12 protein-coding genes are annotated in these 17,434 nt (G+C 41.8%); all 12 read left to right on the top strand.

Annotated elements, in window-relative coordinates; all coding sequences use genetic code 11:
* The first annotated feature begins 902 nt into the window (after window positions 1-902).
* The 12 genes from J3491_RS11415 to J3491_RS11360 all read left to right on the top strand — a co-directional run bounded on the left by J3491_RS11415 (window position 903) and on the right by J3491_RS11360 (window position 16,606).
* Window positions 903-1,268 (top strand): hypothetical protein, encoded by a 366-nt coding sequence (locus J3491_RS11415; protein WP_075100780.1) that lies wholly within the window; start codon window positions 903-905, stop codon window positions 1,266-1,268.
* A gap of 120 nt (window positions 1,269-1,388) precedes the next feature.
* Window positions 1,389-2,084 (top strand): tetratricopeptide repeat protein, encoded by a 696-nt coding sequence (locus J3491_RS11410; RefSeq protein ID WP_207970303.1) that lies wholly within the window; start codon window positions 1,389-1,391, stop codon window positions 2,082-2,084.
* A gap of 112 nt (window positions 2,085-2,196) precedes the next feature.
* The gene (tssB, locus tag J3491_RS11405) at window positions 2,197-2,709 is read left to right on the top strand and encodes a type VI secretion system contractile sheath small subunit (RefSeq protein WP_075100782.1); all 513 of its coding nucleotides are present in this window, start codon (window positions 2,197-2,199) and stop codon (window positions 2,707-2,709) included.
* 2 nt (window positions 2,710-2,711) lie between these two features.
* Window positions 2,712-4,190 carry a type VI secretion system contractile sheath large subunit gene (tssC, locus tag J3491_RS11400; RefSeq protein ID WP_100749378.1) on the top strand — a complete coding sequence of 493 codons (1,479 nt, stop codon included), beginning with the start codon at window positions 2,712-2,714 and terminating at the stop codon, window positions 4,188-4,190.
* Window positions 4,191-4,256: 66 nt separating this feature from the next.
* On the top strand, window positions 4,257-4,760 hold the full coding sequence (locus J3491_RS11395; RefSeq protein ID WP_075100784.1) for an Hcp family type VI secretion system effector: 504 nt from the start codon (window positions 4,257-4,259) through the stop codon (window positions 4,758-4,760).
* A 125-nt stretch (window positions 4,761-4,885) separates the two neighbouring features.
* Complete coding sequence (gene tssE, locus J3491_RS11390; protein WP_207970302.1) at window positions 4,886-5,365, top strand: type VI secretion system baseplate subunit TssE; 480 nt, start codon at window positions 4,886-4,888, stop codon at window positions 5,363-5,365.
* 63 nt (window positions 5,366-5,428) lie between these two features.
* Complete coding sequence (tssF, locus tag J3491_RS11385; RefSeq protein WP_207970301.1) at window positions 5,429-7,252, top strand: type VI secretion system baseplate subunit TssF; 1,824 nt, start codon at window positions 5,429-5,431, stop codon at window positions 7,250-7,252.
* Window positions 7,216-8,217, top strand: a complete 1,002-nt coding sequence (gene tssG, locus J3491_RS11380) for a type VI secretion system baseplate subunit TssG (protein WP_207970300.1) — start codon at window positions 7,216-7,218, stop codon at window positions 8,215-8,217. The genes tssF and tssG overlap by 37 nt, the downstream gene beginning before the upstream one ends.
* A gap of 15 nt (window positions 8,218-8,232) precedes the next feature.
* Complete coding sequence (tssH, locus tag J3491_RS11375) at window positions 8,233-11,046, top strand: type VI secretion system ATPase TssH (RefSeq protein ID WP_207970299.1); 2,814 nt, start codon at window positions 8,233-8,235, stop codon at window positions 11,044-11,046.
* Window positions 11,043-12,161 carry a type VI secretion system protein TssA gene (gene tssA, locus J3491_RS11370; protein ID WP_207970298.1) on the top strand — a complete coding sequence of 373 codons (1,119 nt, stop codon included), beginning with the start codon at window positions 11,043-11,045 and terminating at the stop codon, window positions 12,159-12,161. Before tssH ends, tssA begins: the two co-directional genes overlap by 4 nt.
* A 132-nt stretch (window positions 12,162-12,293) precedes the next feature.
* Window positions 12,294-15,131, top strand: a complete 2,838-nt coding sequence (locus tag J3491_RS11365) for a DUF2345 domain-containing protein (RefSeq protein WP_207970297.1) — start codon at window positions 12,294-12,296, stop codon at window positions 15,129-15,131.
* Window positions 15,132-15,142: 11 nt separating this feature from the next.
* Complete coding sequence (locus tag J3491_RS11360) at window positions 15,143-16,606, top strand: hypothetical protein (RefSeq protein WP_075100791.1); 1,464 nt, start codon at window positions 15,143-15,145, stop codon at window positions 16,604-16,606.
* Window positions 16,607-17,434 lie beyond the last annotated feature (828 nt).

Raw genomic sequence — 17,434 nt, 5'->3', positions numbered from 1 at the left:
TACTGGTATAAATTTTACTTGCGTGCTGTTATCACAGAGGCTGCGCAAAATTCATCCCAGCAGCGCTATGTCATTTTTAGAATGAATTGACTATAGTTATCTAAACGGGCTAAAAATGACCAAATTTTGCCAACCATCGTCAAATATCTGGTCAATATCCCAATATTAACGGCGCTACTTTCCTTGTTTGACCGGCAATGTATCTCATTCTTATCACCATTTTTACAATAAAGACACGCCTTAGTGTTTTAATATGATTCCCACCGTTTTTTTGCTTATTAGCAACCTATCTTATAAAAGCTTTCATGGCTAAAGTAGAAAACTAATTTCGATGCTTGCCAGTGAAAAATATAAAAAGTAGACATCTAGATCCTGTCTAAAACTATGAAATAGTCAAAAAAAACCAACATTTATAAGTATTTTGGTGTATCCCTGTCAGGTGACAGTAGTCTGGGTAAGAAGTGTTACAAACAGTAAAATACTAAAATATGTCTGATGAGTGGTCGTAAATATAGCATCAACGGAGATATTTGTTAAATTATGATGTTATTAAGTATAAATATAGAATAAAAACCATCGCACAATGAGCGTAGTCGGTGAAAAAATAATTATTACCGAATAAAGTATACAAAAGATTGTAAATTTTATTGAAATATTGTCAGGTATATGTATACTTAGGGTCACATTTCAGTAATACAAAATTACATTACAAACGCCCGTTATTAGTGTCGAATCGATATCGAGGCGTAAACGTAACGTTTATTGCTGTCGTACAAAATGCCAATTATTGTTTTAGCGATGTTTTATCTATGATACCGATATCTTTTGTTCAATACCGAAACATTTGTTGGTTATGCATTGGCTTGACCACCTCAGTGTTGTTAGCAGGGTGTACTTCTAGTATGAAAAAAGATACGTCATACGCACCTTCTGCTGCTAGAAGTGTGTTGACATCACCTTCTTTAGCGTATTTAACCAACGAAAAAAATAGTGAAAAAGTGACAGCCGCCCAATGGCAGTTTATGGCTAAAAAGTATTACCAATCAAAAAGTTATGCTAGGGCGTTAAGAGCTGCCAATCAAGCACTTGGTAAAAACAATCAACTGGTAACTGCCCGAGAAATAGCGATGATGTCTGCGTTGAAACTCTCAAAAAACAACGTGAGTGTTTATCATAATAATGAAGTGATGGCTGAGCCCGAAAAAGCGAAAATAAAAGAAACGTTGGATGATGTGATCACGTTGGTCAATACAGAAAACAAGCTGTAGAGACACTACAGTCTTGGCGTGTAGGCTGAAGAGCATGCGCTCTTTTAAAGCTCGTCTTTAGTTTGAAGAAGCGCTTTAGTAGTAATTCTTTTTTATACTCAACAATTAAGTAGTAGGGTGATGAAACACAGTATCAATATAAGGGCTGCAAAAGCCATCATAACAGGCCTTATCATAATGGGGGCAGGCTTTAGCGTTGCTCATGGCGACGATACATTCTCAACGTCTAGTATCATGAAACAGTATGAGGCTATCAAGTCATCAGAGAAGCGGCAGTCCTCTCAGCTATATACGCTCGTTGAGGCGCTAAATCAAACCGTTACTGCTAATCCTAAAGATCGCTTTGCTTGGGAAGCCTTGGCAAAAATATATTATGACAATGGTTATTACACTTATGCGCTTTACTCGGTAAGCGAAGCTACGAAGTTAGGGGAAAGTACCGCTTATCTTCAAAAGATACTACTAGATAGCAGCGTGCAAGTGGTTGGTAGTCAATTAGAAGCAGGTTATCTAAATGGTAGCAGTGATAAGTTTATCAATGAATACAAAATGACGTTAAGCCAAATATATGGCAACGTTCATGGATTTAACTATGACGAGTCGCTACCCACACCTGTTGTACGTACTAAGAAGTTGACAAATACCAAGCCCGCCCGTGCAAGATCTGCCCATAAAAAAGAGCGTACTAGGAAAAAAAAGTCAGCGCCTCGCCGCACAACCAAAACAGTAATATCGAAACAAAAAGTACCGACCAAACGCACCCCAGTTAAACCCAGCTCTTCAGCACCAACCGATCCATTTGGTATTTTACGTTGATTCGTTTCGTATTTATGGTAATAGGGCTAATTACTAGATTTATTCGCATCAACAACCATCAGAGACTATCAGTAATTGTTAGATAAAAATCCAAACAGCTTAGGTAACGCATATGGCAAATAACGACAGTGTTCAAAAGAAACTGGGTAAAGTACGGGCACCCCGTGTACATCTTACTTATGATGTGGAAGTAGGAGACGCTATTGAGACAAAGGAGATTCCTTTTGTCGTTGGTGTTTTAGGAGAGTTTTCTGGGGATTCAACGCTTGAGCAGCCTCGACTCAAAGATAAGAAGTTCGTTGAAATTGACTTGGATACTTTTGACGAAGTAATGTCAGGGTTAGCGCCCCGCGCAACGTTTAGAGTCAAAAACGAGCTTAGCGAAAAAGGCGGGGAGTTTGCCGTTGACTTAGCGTTCGATGCTATCGATGACTTTCGCCCTGAATCAGTTGCCAATCAGATTGAACCTTTGAAGCAATTGGTCGCTGCCCGTGATCGATTGGCTGATCTGCGCAATAAGATATCTGCAAATGAAAAACTTGAAGATTTATTAGATGAAGTTCTAAAAAATACCGAACAAGTCAAAAACATGGCAGGCAATAATATATCTGATGATGGAAAGTAAGTATGAGCGCTCAATTAATAGCAAACCCTACGGTAACAGATGAGTATGATTTACTCGAAGATATAGTTAATAAAAGTAATATTGCAAAGTCTGATGATGAAAAAATGCGGGCAAAGTCACAAATTGCTGAGTTAGCTAACGAGGTGATGCAAGGCACGGTGACATTGTCAGATAATCTGGCAGCTTCTATTGATAGTCGTATTGCTCAGATCGATGCGCTGATTTCAAAGCAGCTAACCACCGTTATGCATGCCCCAGAGTTTCAAAAGCTGGAATCAAGTTGGCGCGGCTTACATTACTTATGTAGCCAAACACCCTCTGAGTCTATGTTAAAGATTCGTATGCTCAACACGACCAAACGTGAGCTGACCAAGGATTTTCAGTCTTCTATAGATTTTGATCAAAGTACATTGTTTAAGAAAATCTATGAAGAAGAGTTTGGTAGCTTTGGTGGTGAGCCTTATGCTGCCTTGGTTGGCGATTTTGAGTTTACTCGTCAAAATGCTGATATGTACTTATTAGAACAAATCTCACATGTGGCAGCCTCAGCACATGCACCCTTTGTGTCTGCTGCATCGGCCGAAATGTTTGGGTTGGATTCATTTACTGATATTGGTCGACCAAGAGACTTATCTAAAATATTTGAAACAGCAGAGTATATTCGATGGCGTGCCTTTAGGCAATCTGATGATGCTCGCTATGTCGCATTGACAGTGCCTAGTTTCTTAGGCCGCCTGCCTTACAACCCTAAGGATGGCACAGTGGTTGATGGATTTAACTTTGTTGAAGGTGTTTCAGGATCCAATCATGATGATTACTTATGGGTAAATGCCGCCTATGCTTTTGCATCACGCTTGACCTCAGCATTTTCTGATTACCGCTGGTGTGCAGCAATACGCGGCGTAGAAGGGGGTGGCTTGGTTGAAGGCTTGCCTGTTCATACCTTTAAAACAGATGAAGGTGATTTGGCGCTTAAATGTCCAACCGAGATATCTATTACAGATCGACGTGAAAAAGAGTTAAGCGACTTGGGTTTTATTCCGTTAGTCCATTGCAAAAACACCAATTACGCGGCTTTTTTTGGCGCTCAATCTGTGCAAAAGGCCAAAACCTATCAGAATGATGATGCCAATGCGAATGCTATGTTGTCTACGCAGCTGCAATATATTATGGCAACCTCTCGTATTGCTCACTACCTAAAAGCGATGATGCGCGATAAAGTCGGCAGTTTTTTAGCACCAGGTAACGTGGAATCTTTTTTGAATGATTGGATCTCGCGTTATGTCTTACTCGATGATGGCGCCTCACAAGAAGCAAAAGCGCAGTATCCGCTACGTGAGGCATCAGTACAAGTTGTGGAAGTGCCAGGAAAGCCTGGAGTCTACAAATCTGTGGTTTTTTTAAGACCACACTTTCAGCTCGATGAGTTGTCAGTTTCTTTGCGTCTGGTCACACAACTGCCGCAAACCAGCAACAGCTGATCGTGTCAAACCAGTAGTAAATAAGAACCACTAAAACACATTAATTGTTATTAAAGGGTATGCAATATGAAGGATATTTACATTCAGTTCCGTGGTAAATATAAGATTGATGGCGAGTCTCGTGATAGTGAGCATAAAGGTTGGCTTGAGGTAAATGCTTGGGATCATTTAATTCGCCAACCAAAATCAGCGACAGCGAGTAGTGTCGGTGGTCATACCTCTGAGCGCTGCGAACATGCAGATATGTCATTTGTCAAAGACCTAGACTCAACAAGTCCAAAGCTCTGGGAAGCGTGTTCTGCTGGTTATACATTTGACGAGATCCAAATTGATTTTTATCGTGCAAATGGCGATAAGCGCGTTAAATACCTTGAAATTAAATTAAAGCATGCGCTCATTTCAAGTGTTGAGCCAATGGTGCGTGCAGAAGGCGTACCAACAGAGAAGGTAGGTATCAAATACGCGGCAGTTGAGTGGACTTATACTCAGCAAGATATCGATGGTACGGCAAAAGGTGCGGTGACTAAGAAATGGTCACTTGCCAACAACACTGCGACTTATACGGCCTAACATAGATAAATCGATAGCATCCATATTAGGGCGTGTTCAACACGCCCTAATTGCTCATAAAAAGAAAGGTCGTTTTTGAGCCTTTCTTTTTTGTCATAAGAGCACATAGGTTAAAAGTGAGAAGTATGAGTTATAGCGATACGAAAAGTGGGTTTCGTCTTAACCTGTTTGAGCAGCTGTTTGATGATCAGCCGCGCTATCATGAGCAGCAAATGGTGGTGCGCCGTCTGAATATTAATGAGCTCAAGGCTTCTGTTGCAAAAGACTTGGAGGCGCTGCTTAATACGCGCTGTGTGATGTCAGATCGTCTACAAGAGTATCCAACTGCCAGTGCCTCTGTGCTTAACTTTGGCATTTTAGACTTTGTCGGTTTGAGTAGTGCCAACCCAGCAGACTGTGACTATATCTGCCGCCAGATTGCAAAAACTATAGAACAGCAAGATCTTCGACTTAGAAATGTTCGAGTGTCACTAGATATTGGCGCAGTTGACGTCAATCAGCTTTGTTTTTCTATTGAAGCATTACTTAAGGTTTATCCTGCTCGTGAGTTGGTCAGCTTTGATGCGTTTTTTGAACCCAGCTTTCAGCGTTATTATGTTAAGTGAATACGGCAAGCTCAGTCATATATGCAGATGTTAGAGCCATGGTTATCGATATATTGAGGCGTTATGGATAGTTTACTTCCTTACTTTGAGCATGAGTTGACACTTTTTAATAAGCAATCTAAAGAATTTGCAAAAAAGTATCCTAAAATTGCCAATCGCTTGTTGATGGCACATGATACGGTGGACGATCCTCATATCGAACGCCTGATTCAAGCTTTTTCACTCATCAGCGCACGCATCAATAAAAAATTAGATGACTCTTATGCTGATTTTACAGAGTCGCTTTTATCAGTATTGTATCCTGATTATATCAAGCCATTTCCATCGGTCTCTATTGCTCAGTTTAATTTAGGTGTACACGCACATAATTTAAGCGAACCTATTACTGTGGACAAACACCACAAGTTTTTTACTCAAAAAATAAATGGTACTGCGTGCCAGTTCCAATCTACCCAAGCGGTGACATTGTTTCCCCTTAGCGTCAGTGATGTTCGGTTTGAAACACATCAGGAAGTCAGCGACCCTCAGCATGGGTTGCTAAATGGTTGTATCAGCATTCAGTTTAAAGGGCTAAATGCAGGATTTGACTACCAGCAGCTACTACATCTTGGTGTTGATTTATATATAGATCAAGATGCTAGCCAAGGCACGAGCCTTTGGGACTTACTATGGTGTGATGTTAAGCAGACTCACATCATTACTCATAAAAAATATGTTATTGCTGGCAGTCCGTTCAAACCTTTGGGGTTTGAGCCTGAGCAGCAATTACTGCCCAACCATCGCGCTCCCAACTCATCAGCCGCGCTTTTAAAAGAGTATTTTTATTTTCCAGAGAAGTTTAACTTTTTACAACTAGACCTAAGTGATCACAGCTCACAGTTCACTATAGATAGTAGTGGGTTTGAGTTGCGCTGTTATTTTAAATTCGATAAAAAAAACACCATACGTCTTAAAAATTTACAGCAGCTCGACAGCAGCAGTCTTAAATTGTTTTGTACGCCTGTAGTTAACTTGTTTAAAACCGCTGCTAAGCCTATTTTGGTCACACAGCAGTCGATGTATTATGACTTGGTTCCAGATGCACGTACACTCTTTCAACACGAAGTTTATGATGTTGAGAAGGTAATTGAGTCAAAGCAGATTAATAACCGACAAGTCCAGCAGGTTTATCATCCTTTTTACGCGCTTACGCACTATGAACAAAAAAACGATGGTCGTTATTATCATGTCAAACGTGACAAAGATATGGCGGACTTTCAGCAAGGGTTTGAGTATCAAATATTATTCACAGATAAGTCGTCTGTAGCGACAACAGGGTCAGTTAGTATGAGTGCGGTTTTGACCTGCACTAATAGAGACTTACCCTCTCAAATTGTATTTGGTCAGAGCCGCGGAGATCTGTTTTGCGATAGCATGACAGGCTTTAGTAGCGTGTCCTTACTCAAACAGCCATCGCGAACCGCACGGTTTGAGTACACTGGCGATGAGCGCTGGCGGCTGATTTCGATGCTGAGTCTCAACTTTTTATCGCTCGCGTCAAAAGATGCTAAGCTCATTAAAGAGTATTTATCGCTTTATGATATTACTCAGTCAGCTTCTAATGCGCTACTAATAGACGGTATCGTATCAGTTGAGACACGAATTGAAGCACGAAGAATTCAGCGCACTCCGCAGCCAGGATTTGTTCGTGGCACCATTATTGATATTTGTATCAATCGCAGTCATTTTTCTGGAGTAAGTATTCGTCAGTTTGCACAGTTATTGTCTTATGTGCTTGGGTATCATGCCAGCTTAAATAGCTTTGTAGAAGTAATCATATTAGATGCCGTGACCAAAGAGGAGGTTTGTCGATGCCAGCCAAGAAGTGGTCTGACACCTCTTATATAGATATAGCGCCACTGTTTGATGAGCCGCAGCGATTTGATTTGCTGCAAGCGGTCAGATTGCTGCACCGTCAAGCTCAAATTGGAAATGTGCCAATTGAGATACGCTTTCGTTCCTCATTATCCTTGGCCTATCCGCTTGCTGAGATTGAGTCGATGACATTAGTACCTCAAGAGTCGATGGATAACTGTGTTAGACAGGTCGAGATCTATCCTGCGCACATTGGCTTGACAGGCCCTATGTCTGCGCTGCCAGCTTTTTATACTAATCAGCTTGCGATGCGTGTGCGTCATATCAAAGACGGTGCTGCGCCTGAGTTTTTAGATTTATTTAACCATAGATTGACCAGTTTGTACGTAAAAGCCAGCTGGTTTTATAACCTGCCTATACAGTATGAGCTAGATGACAATCAAGACAAGTATTTACTAAGTTTACGGGCTCTAGCACGCCAGCCTACTAGACTCACCAGTATCGACAGTTTGATCGCCTATGCAGGTAGGATTTCGCCTGGTCGGTTGAGCGCTGATCAGCTGGCACATGTGCTGTCTCACTTTTTGAAAATCAAGGTCAGTGTTGAGCAATTCATCCCTGAGTGGTTTGATCTACCTGCTACAGAGCAGACAGCTCTCGGTACGCAGCATGTGCAGCTAGGGGTCTCAGCGTTTTGCGGAGCGAGGGTAATTCAGTTTGATAGTAAAATCAAAATAATCTTTCATCAATTAGATGCCGAGCGTTATATTCGTCTGCTGCCGCAGGGCGATATTCATCAAGTTATTACAGAGTTTATACGCAAATGGTGTGGGGTGTGTTTGGCGATTGATGTGCAGCTTGAGCTTGATAAAAAGGAAGTAAAGCCGTTGTCACTATCAGAAAGTGAGTTTGGCGGATTGGGCCGTGGAGGATTTTTGGTATCTCAGCCTGCCTATACAGACTTTAAAGACACTTATTATGCATTACCTGTTCAATAAAAAAGGAAGAGTTTTATGAGTCAATTAAAAGCAGTAATCACAAGGTTGACGCCCAGCTGCCGCAAATGCTTACAACAAGCGGCCCGCTTATGTATCGAACAGGGTAATCGTGATGTAGATGTGCTGCATTTTTTATATGAGCTAAGTCGTTCGCCTTATAATGATTTTAGCCAAATTCTAAAAACCAATAAAATTGACTCTACTTTTTTAAAAGAAGCGTTATTAAATAAGATAGAAGAATTGCCATCTGCTATGGGTGTGACCCCTGTGTTTAGTGTACAGCTCATCACCCTGCTAGAGGACGCTTGGATGCTTGCTAGCAGTCAATATACTGATAAACATGAGCATACTAAGCCTCAAATCGAGATTCGCTCAGGGCATATTTTGCTAGTGTTGCTGGGTTATGATAGTTATCAGGCGCTATTACATGCTTTGCCTGATTCATTATGTTTGATCGATCGTCACGTTTTAAAAAACGACTATGAAAAACAATGCGCTGGCAGTACAGAAAGCAGTGAGGTGGCGAGTTATGCTCATGTAGAGGGCGCTCATCCCTCTCAGTCGCTGGATAATACTCAAGAGCGCTTTGGGGTGGATGATGATAGGGTGTCTACTGAAACGACCACCCCTGCACTGGATAAGTATACCCATGATTTGACAGCGAAAGCCTGTGCTGACGAGATCGATCCTGTCATTGGACGTGAGTTTGAGATACATCAATTAATTGATATATTGATTCGGCGACGCCAAAACAATCCTATTTTGACGGGTGAAGCAGGCGTTGGTAAAACTGCTGTGGTAGAAGGGTTGGCACAAAAGATAGTCTTAGAGCAAGTGCCCGACCAACTAAAAAATATCGTAATCCGCACCCTTGATTTAGGGCTGCTGCAAGCCGGTGCAAGTGTTAAAGGAGAGTTTGAAAACCGCTTAAAACAAGTCATTGAAGAAGTGCAGTCATCGACTCAGCCTATCATATTGTTTATTGATGAAGCGCATACCTTAATCGGTGCTGGCGGGCAGGCTGGTCAAAATGACGCGGCTAATTTACTAAAGCCAGCATTGGCAAGAGGTGAGCTTAGAACCATCGCCGCAACGACGTGGTCTGAGTACAAAAAATACTTTGAAAAAGACGCCGCCTTATCTCGCCGCTTTCAAGTCGTCAAAGTCGATGAGCCTGACATCGAAACGGCGATTGCTATGATTCGCGGGTTACGTCAAAAGATGCAAGCACACTTTGCTATCTCCATTGATGATGACGCTTTGCAGGCCGCCGTTGAGCTGTCAGCGCGTTATCTGAGTGATCGACAACTGCCTGATAAAGCGGTGAGTTTGTTAGATACCGCTGCTGCTCGAGTGAGCTTGTCTAAAACTGCTTTACCCAACCAACTCGATCAGTTGCATGCTACCGAGCAGCAGATACAGCAGCACATCAGTAGCCTCAACCAACAGCTTGAACGTATCGGTTTGATGGAAGACAAACACAAGGTTAGTCAAAAAATTGCAGTATTAGACGAACAGCGTCAGCTAAACCAGCAGAAAATCCATGAGATGACAGCATGCTGGCAAGAGCAGTTGGCGCTGAACGCGCAGCTAGATCAACTTGGACGAGTATTAAATGACAGTATAGACGATGAGGGTCAGCCGTTGAGTGCTCAGGCACGGTTGGATACGCAGTCGGATTATCAAGAAGTCGCCCAAGCATTAGAGCGTGCTCAAAAAAAGTATCGATTAGTGCACCCAACTCTGGATCGTCAGGTTATCAAGCAGATTGTCTCTGATTGGACAGGAATACCCCTCAATGACATGGCAGGTGACGAAAAACACCGTCTTTTGAATTTGCAAAACACGCTACAAGCACGGCTTATCGGCCAAGACCATGCTATTGACGCTATCGCTAAGCGCATCCATACAGCCAAAGCACGCCTTGATGATCCCAATCGCCCTCAAGGTATATTTATGCTGGTAGGGCCAAGCGGGGTGGGTAAGACAGAAACAGCGCTGGCATTGTCCGATGTGCTCTACGGCGGCGCACGTAACTTAATCACTATCAACTTATCAGAATATCAAGAAGCACATAGTGTGGCTTCCTTAAAAGGTTCGCCGCCGGGCTATGTAGGGTATGGTGAGGGCGGAGTGCTGACAGAAGCGGTCAGACGTCGTCCTTATAGTGTGCTATTACTTGACGAGGTCGAAAAAGCCCATCCCGACGTTTTAGATTTGTTTTATCAGGTGTTTGACAAAGGGGTCATGGAAGATAGCGAAGGGCGTTTAATCGACTTTAAAAACACGCTTATCATGCTGACTAGCAATGTCGGCTCCTCTACTATTATGCAGCAATGTATCAATACTGATCCTACCGTTACTGACTTTTGCTTACCTGGCAGTGATCATCTAAAACAAGCGATTAATCCGCAGTTGTATAAGGCATTTAAGCCAGCGTTTTTGGGTCGACTGACAGTGATTCCATATTATCCATTGACAGATGATGCACTTGCGGAAATTATTCGCCTTAAGCTAGACAAAGTCACGAGTCGTATTCGTGCTCATTATGATGTGCCGTGTATCGTCGATTCGGAGGTTATTGAGCTGATATTGTCACGTTGTCATGAAGTGGACTCAGGGGCACGTAATGCCGATGCGATTATTAGCCAAACGTTACTGCCAAAGATTGCCACTCAACTGCTCGCTCATGATGAAACAAAAAGGATGCTCAATCAAATTACCGTCTTTGTTAATGATGAGGATCACATCGATTGCCGTTTAGTTAGTGACTCTATTGTAGCACTCAGTCAAATGGCGCAAGAAAGTCAGAATCAGGAAGCATCATGATGAATGATACGAATATGACGCCCATAAGTACACTTATCGCGCCTATTATGGACTCCCATCACGGTGTGGGCGAGGATTTGACTTTTGATATGAGTCTCGAGGCTATTGCCGCTGCTCGTCAAGAGGACGATCCACTGCTGGCGCAAGGAACTTGGGTGACCGAGCTTAAGGTTGCTGATTGGGCGTTTGTAAAAAAAGAGTGTGCCAGACTTTTGGTGAATAAAAGTAAAGACTTAAAGTTGGCACTCTGGTACGTTGATGCGCTTAGTCACACCAATCATTTGGCAGGTGTTGGTCACGGATTACAGCTATTGCAAGCTCTCAATGATGAATACTGGCTGACGATGTATCCGCCGTTAGATGGTGAAGAAGATAGCATGGATATTAGGGCAGGCCTGCTGTCATGGTTCGTCAAAGCGTTGACAGATGATCTTAAGCAGCTGCCTCTTTCTGATAGTAAGAGTAATATTTATAACTATAACTATTATTTAACTGCTCGCGAACACGATAAACAGCGGCAAAAAAACCCAGATGATGATAGTGGTCAGTTGAGCTTAGATGAGTACAACCAAGCCATTAAAGACAGTCATGATAGCTGGCAACGAACCCTTATCACAGAGCTGAGTCTGGTCAAAACGCAGTGGCAACGCCTAACCGATCAGCTAAATGATCTGATGGGAATGGACGCCCCCGTCTTTGCGCCTGTCACTGATCTATTAGACGCGTTAATACAGCATTTAACGCCGCTGATTCCTGAGCAAGTGATGTTAGACGATACATCGACAGAAGCGATGACTGATGATAATCATGAAACAGTACAGGTTCGCGCTAAGACATCCAGTACTGCCGTATCGCAAGGTTTTGAGCCAAACAGTGGTGATCATCAAAGCAACCGCCGGCAAGCACTCAAACTATTAAGGCAAATCCAAGACTATTTTGCGACCAATGAGCCACACAGTCCTGTGACGTTTTTACTTGGCCGTGCCATTGATTGGGCAGATATGCCACTGGACCAATGGCTTTCGCATATCATCAAGAGCGAAGATCAGCTTGCCAGTATTTCTGACATGATTGGTATTCAGCCAAAACGAGAGTCGTCTAACGATGGTTATTGATGGGTTTTTCAATTAGACAGTTGTTTGAGCGGCAAGTAAGGTTTGAGCAATTTATGTATTTTATGTAGACAGCATCCCTAAATTTTATCATTTTAAACTTTCAACTTTTGGACTTAGAGAGAAGGGCGCATCATGGTATGGACTCAAACTAAGCGGCACGTGCAACTTACTAGCGCCCATCCTGATATCGCCATGAGTCTGATACAGCAAGCAGACCTTGTTGAGAGTCTGCTCGGCATGCCATTGCCTGATAGTGTCTGGGATAAGCCTGTCTTGATGCCAGCGCCCACCGCCTATCCAAGTCCCTACCACCAAGATCAACGTCAGCTATCTTATCAGCAGCGCCAGCTCGCCCTCTATTGTGGCTACCGTATCAGCCTCACCTTGCTACATCCCCAAGCAGGGCTGGATACCAAAGGCTGGCTAGGGCAAAGTCTTGCTATTCACTGGTATACGGCTGATACGCTACTGCCGAGCCAAATTCGCCACGGTATCATCACCGAAGTCATCGCTTTAGGTAGCAACAGTGGTATGGCCGCCTACCGCATCATCTGTGAACCAGCTCTTAGTCAGCTACGCTTAAGCAGTCACAACCGCCGTCACCATCATTTAAGTCTAAGTGAGCTTATCAAAGATATTATTAGCCCATATAACATAAACGTTGAGATTGACGAGCGCTTAAGTAGCGCTGGCGACTATCATATTCAGCATAGTGTGCAATATAATCAAACCGATCTGGCTTACTTAACTCAGTATTTGGCACTTTTTGGTGTTACTGGCTACTACCGTCATGATACAGACCGTCATACCTTGGTTTTATTACCGCATGATGCCGAAGCCTTGCGCCCAGACGCCAGTGATATTCACAGTACCTTAAGCCAAAACCCGGCCAGTCTTGCTGATAGACAAGATCGTATCACTGCCATACGCCCACAAATAGGCCAGCACATCCAAAACAGCGAGTTTTACCGCTACGACAACCGCCTCGTTGGACTATATAGTGGACATAGTAGTACAGAGCAAACGATAGAATCCGCCAGTCCGATCGTACATAAACGCTTCATCCACAGCCATAGCTATCTAAACGACGACGGACTGGACAAACTTGCGACTCGCTATCAGAAAAGCAAAGTGCAATTGGCTAATATAGGTAGTCTTACAGGCAATATCCGTCACTTGAGTCTACCCAGCGTCCACGACATTGCAGGCAATCCTTATGTCACCGAACCAATAAGCCTAGTCTCCATTCACCACAGTATCAACAACCACATACCAGCGGACTGGCTTGGACATGCGCCCTTTGACCCGATAACCTTGCAGCCCAATACAAACCATGCACATGATAATGACAACATCCACCATATCAGCGCCTGCTATCTGCCATTTCCGCATCATCACCATATCCCCTTTGGTGAACAGCTGGACAAACTTGGCGCACCGCATCCCAGTCTCACAGGACTCATGAGTGCCAGTATCGTTGATACCGCCAGTGGCAGCGCCGTAGACACTGACCGCAACCACCGCGCTCATATCCGTTACCACTGGCAAAGTGAAGATAGTAGCGACGACAGCAGCCACTGGATACCCATCGCCAGCCACCTCGTCGGCGATCACATGGGACACACCCAGCCTTTGCGCCACGGACAGCATGTCCTCATTGACTTTATCGGTGGTGACATCGCCCATCCGATCATCATCGGCAGCACTCATAATGGACAGGGTAACGACGACGCCCAGCACAACCGCATCGCCAGTGATACAGACTTCATTGACGCTACCAGCCCCGTTTGGTTTATCAACCAAAGCCATGCGTATCCCATAGACGGTATCAAGACTCAAAGTATTGATAGCAGTCGAACAGGCGAGGCGACTAAAGACCACGCTATCAACGGCTACAACCAGCTGATGTTTGACGCTCATCCTGACAGTCCGCAGATTAACGTCTATAGCAGCAGCTATCAAAGTAGTCTAACTATTGGACATCTGTATCAGCACACCGACCATACTCGCGGTCAAGCTCGTGGACAAGGCATCAGCATAGAAACTCAAGCCGCCGCTAATGTGCAAGGGAGTACAGGTATCCATATCAGCAGTCAAACATCAGGCAGTCAATCAAAGCAGCATATGAGCCATGACAGTCATAGCAAACTGCAAACCGCGGATCAGCATCAACAAGCTTACGCGCAGCTAGCTGACACCCATCAGCCAGTTGGACTAGAAGGCAATGCTAGTAACAAGCAAAGCGGCAATAAAGCAGACAGTCAAACCCCCTTTGCCGAATTTAGCCAAGACACCAACGACAACAACTTAAATGAATCTGGACAATGGCAACAGCCGCATGTACTGATCGACTCCCAGCGTCATCTAGCCCTATTAAGTGGACAACACAGCCAGCAGACCAGCACCAAGAATACACATAGCCACGCCACTGATAACACCCATTATCACAGTCAAACCCAGATGAATCAATTGGTGGCAGGGGATATTCACTACTACAGCAATAAAGCCCAAACTCATACCGCAGCGCATGGTGATGTGACCATACAAGCGCATCAGAACGAGATGCGACTTGATAGTGAACAAGTACTGCGCCTGCACAGTCGAGACAGTGTTGAGATTATCGCGCCTGATACGCTGTTGCTAAAAGCGGCAGGGAGTGGCATTGAGATATCAGGTGGCAATGTGACCTTTATCACGCCAAAGCAGGTCGGGTATAAGGCGAGTAAGGTGGATTGGGGTAGTGGGGGTGGAAGTAATCGAGACGTAAAACTAAAAAAAAGCAATATGAAAAAAGAAGATATGGAAATTCAATATGTGGATGCCTATGGTAATTATCCAAAAAATGAAACTATACGAGTTCGGTTAAATAATGAGGAAATAATTACAAAAGCACTAGATGATAATGGGAAAACTATTATTGAAGCTGCACCCTACGGTTCTATAATTGCAAAACAGACAAGACATAAATAAAAGGTGCTATTATGAGCAATACTCAAACTACATATATTGATTTGCCTGGCGAAAATGTCGTAACAAATCGTCAAAAATCCAAGTTAAAAGTAATATTGAGAAACCATCGCGACATTATCCTAGATATAGATACTGGAAGTGGAGGAAAATTAACTGCACAGTGTGATTCACTAGAAGGTATTTTACCGAAAGATAGTAAGTTTGACAGGAAAACTAGTTTCTACTCTAGAGATAATGAGCGGATAATCAATAGAGGTAAAGCGTTGATTTTTAAAGATGGAAATTCGCAACACTTGTATGTATCAAGAGAATTTGAAGGTGTTTTGACTATATACAAAGGAAGAAAAATCGTTATAAGGATTCCTGTTAAAAAGTTTGATAATACTTCATTCAGTAACGATCCCTTAGAAAAGCCAGCGCCAATTCTGATAAGAATAAATAAAAATAGTGGATTAAGCATACGTGACTGGTCAAATGGTACAGATCGTTCACATGCATATATAAGTCAAATATTCGATACTAGTAACCTAGTCAAAGATATTAGAGCAGATAAAAGTATGACAGGTTGGGAGGACTATGGTAAAGGAAGTCTTATGATTCCAACTATAGAAATACTTACACCAAATGATATACAGAACATTCCAGAAGATATCTGGAAATATTTAGGTGAAGGTAATAAATCTGTATTAAGTGCGGATGTTGATCAATATGGAATCATAACTCAAAACTTGCTTTATAATCAAATTGGGGCATCGGTTGCTTTTACAGCTGATAATTGGAAATGGTTGAAGGAAACTATAAAAAAGAAAAAAAAGGGAGGTTTTGAAATTGTGAAGGTGCACTTCAAACGGGGCACAGTAAAATCAGGTGAAAGGAGACTTTATGCATATTTTTCTGGATATACTAAAAGTAATAACTACTTTAAAACAGGTGTAAGACAACTCTCAAGTAATCCAGTTGTCATGCCTTTTACATCAGGAGCAGGATCAGTATCGGGTATAAAGCAAGCTCTTAAACAAAATTTATCAGGTACCTTTAAGAACAATGCACTAGTATATTTCGTACTAAGTTCTGCAATATCTTTAGCAGAGTGGAAAGCAGATCAGAGTGCTGATGGCTACGACTTAGCTGGAGCTCTTATTTCCAATATCATTAAAGCTATAATAATATCAGCAGCTGTCACTATTCTTGCTGGTACGTTAGTAGCTGTAATTGCCGCCATAGTAGCAGGGGGGTCTGCAGTAGCAATACCAGCAATCGTTATAGGTGCAATATATGTAGGTTTAGGTATTCTAGTAGGATTAGCAGTAGAATATTTCGAGAAGAAATTGACTAATGGAAAAGGGATTAGTAGTTTTATGAGTGTTATGTTGAGAAATATTGGCGAATGGTTAAAAGATACTTTCAAAGAATTGAATACAAAAAGTAATCACTCATACGAAAAATTTGATTACGATTTTTGTAGGGCGTGCTAGAATTATGATAAGTCAAAAGTATGAAAGAATATCCGCAATCAACGAAATATACTCTAAAACTATAATTGGTCTAGGCGTGCTTATAGCTATCATTGGATATATGATTCATGGTATATATAATGTTAGTATATATAATTATCTTGCTGAACTATTAATAGTTTTTATCTTAGCGATATTTGCATATATAAATAGAAAGGGTTTTTATAAAAAAATATTAATATATAGTCTTTTTGTATTACTATTTATTTATAATCTCATATTATTTGGTCTAAGTATAACTTTTATAAATTATTATCTAATACAATTTATTATTTCTTTGTTTATCATTGTTGTAACTTTATACTCATTATTTTCTATAAAATATATAGATTTTAGTTATTTGAAAGAAGAAGGGTTTGATAATAACTATCTATTTTCTATTTTTTATAGAAAAAACCTTCTTTTTAATAGAAAAATATGGTATGTAATGTCAAGTGTCTTATTTCTCTCTACGCTAACTTATTTTTTTAATAGTACCTTAGCATCTTTTATGTACGCATCTTTTCTAATATTGTGCTTGTTAAGTTTCTACTCTTTTATTATTTTTACGGTAGTATATACTTATAAGTTAGATGAATATTATCCAGACTGATTATTTTGTATGGACTAGAAGTTAAAAATGACTAGGATAAAAAGTTTTGTGATTGATGTTTTTAGACTATAGTAAAGCCCGCCCAAAAGTGTTATAAACTAATTATAGTCAGTCTTTTATAAATAAGATACAATGCTTTTAAAATAAAGAGAAAGATATAATCATTATGACTTACTCAGCAGACTTTCGAACGCAAG

This window comes from Psychrobacter halodurans, assembly GCF_017498075.1.
Taxonomy (GTDB): domain Bacteria; phylum Pseudomonadota; class Gammaproteobacteria; order Pseudomonadales; family Moraxellaceae; genus Psychrobacter; species Psychrobacter celer.
This window is presented reverse-complemented; position numbering and strand designations above follow the sequence as displayed.